This is a genomic window from Brevundimonas sp. CURTG3B2_SDJG (assembly GCF_057364705.1).
Genome location: NZ_JBNFOJ010000432.1, coordinates 1 through 1,756 on the forward strand (window position 1 = coordinate 1; position 1,756 = coordinate 1,756).

Sequence of the window (1,756 nt, forward strand, 5' to 3'; positions counted from 1 at the left end):
CGAGGTGGAAGGTCGCGGCGGCCGGAGCGGCCGGAGCGGCGGCGTCCTGCGCGAGAACCGGCGTACCGGCCATCAGGACGGCGGCGCCGGCCATGGCCAGGAGGATGTTGGTCTTCTTGATGTCGAGCATAGTTCGCCAGTTCCTGCTTTGGTCTGACTGTGGAACCCTGAAGGACCGGACCGCAGACTGGGCCGACCCCCGATGAAATGTTCGTCCTCAGCGCGGGGTTCGTGGAACCCCGCTCTTCGGAACGCCTCCTAACGCATCCGGTTGCCGAGGCCTCCGGGGCGGTGTCGACGGGCTCGGGAAACCGTTTTCCCTCCTTCGCCGGCCGCTCGTAAAGGAAAGCGGTCAAGCTCCTTTGGCGAACGCATACCAGAGCGTCAAGTGCGCAACGGCGCTTTTCCCCCTGGGGGAGAGGAAGCGTGTTCAAACCTGAAGTTTCAGGTTGAAAGCGTCAATTTCATGATGCTCCCACAGAAGGTCCGACCCTTTAGAGGGGTGCACGGATCATCTTTTGGAATTTTGCACCCCAGCTTGTGTTTCCTTCCAAGGTCGCCGCGAAAATCAGAATTCCCAACTCATTAACAGCCCAGAACGAGGCAGTTCCGACCTCGATTTCTTGAGCGTGCGCACGGTGTCCGTCTGGCGGACGAGCCGGGTCAGCGCGATGAGCGCTTGAAGAAGGCGTGCCGGGATACTCGCGGGGAAGGCGAAGGCCTTCATCTTCTGGGAAGATGGTGCCCGGGGGCGGATTCGAACCACCGACACGCGGATTTTCAATCCGCTGCTCTACCAACTGAGCTACCCGGGCCTGCGCTTTGAAGCGAGGGAGCGGGGTCTATAAGCGAGCCGGATTTGCCTGTCCAGCGGTCAGGTCAGTCTTCTTCGCGGTCATCCTCGGAAGGCCGCTCCGGGCCGCCCGGAATGACGTAGCCGCCGCTGAACCAGCGCTGCAGATCCACGTCGGCGCAGCGCTTGGAGCAGAAGGGCTTGTACTTGGGATCCGTCGGCTGGCGGCGGCAGATGGGACAGGTGGCCATGGTCAGCCGGCCTCGATCGCATGCTGGTTCGGGGTCAGGGTTTTCGTCGACGAACAGATGGGGCGCGGGGTCCCAGCCGCGCCACCAGGCGGCCTCCAGCCGCTCAGGCCAGGTCGGGGCGTCGGCACCGCACCGTGACGCGCGCCCGCGCCGTATCCGTCAGCAGCGCGTGCCTGAGCCGCCGCGCCGCCTCCAGCGCCGCCTGGCCCGGATGCATCTCCGCCACGCCGCGGAAAGGCGGCCGCTGGTATAGGACGTCCTCCAGCGGCGTGCGGCCCCACGGCAGGGACAGCATCATCGCCCCGAAGCGGGTCATCGGACCGTAGGCGATCCGGGGTCGGCGCCGAAGGCAGCCTGGCGGCGGCCGCCATGGCCGCGCCGTCGCCGCCCGAGCCAATCAGGTCGATGGCCGCCAAACCACCCCAGCGGCGGAGACGGATCAGCCGGGCAGCTTCCTTCATCCCCTGCCGATTCGCTTCGGCCCGCGCCTTGGCGCCGCCGGAACGTGACGGTTCAGGTCGATGTCGACGGTGATCATCGCCCGCGTGCGCTCGACCAGCACCGGACGATCCGAGGCGTCGTCTCCCTGCTCGGCGTCCTCGACCGCCTCCCAGCCGCCTCGATCGCGGCCCGCCCCGTCACCCGGCCGTCACGCCCGGCGCTAAGACCTGAAGGGGTCTCGGCCACCCTGGGTCCCGGGCGAGCCCAGCAG

Annotated in this window: 2 protein-coding genes and 1 tRNA gene; all 3 read right to left on the minus strand. The window is 67.0% G+C overall.

Annotated features, from left to right (window positions below; genetic code table 11):
- Nucleotides 1–739 precede the first annotated feature (739 nt).
- The 3 genes from AC2W7C_RS17480 to AC2W7C_RS17490 all read right to left on the minus strand — a co-directional run bounded on the left by AC2W7C_RS17480 (nt 740) and on the right by AC2W7C_RS17490 (nt 1,360).
- A tRNA-Phe gene (locus AC2W7C_RS17480) sits at nt 740–815 on the minus strand.
- 64 nt (nt 816–879) lie between these two features.
- Nucleotides 880–1,044 carry a DNA gyrase inhibitor YacG gene (locus tag AC2W7C_RS17485; protein WP_486002507.1) on the minus strand — a complete coding sequence of 55 codons (165 nt, stop codon included), beginning with the start codon at nt 1,042–1,044 and terminating at the stop codon, nt 880–882.
- A 103-nt stretch (nt 1,045–1,147) separates the two neighbouring features.
- Nucleotides 1,148–1,360, minus strand: a complete 213-nt coding sequence (locus AC2W7C_RS17490; RefSeq protein ID WP_486002508.1) for a hypothetical protein — start codon at nt 1,358–1,360, stop codon at nt 1,148–1,150.
- Between the last annotated feature and the right edge of the window lie 396 nt (nt 1,361–1,756).

Bases quoted from the DNA above. Each gene is read 5' to 3' on its own strand.
- AC2W7C_RS17485 (WP_486002507.1), bottom strand. From the start codon at position 1,044: ATGGCCACCTGTCCCATCTGCCGCCGCCAGCCGACGGATCCCAAGTAC.
- AC2W7C_RS17490 (WP_486002508.1), bottom strand. From the start codon at position 1,360: ATGACCCGCTTCGGGGCGATGATGCTGTCCCTGCCGTGGGGCCGCACG.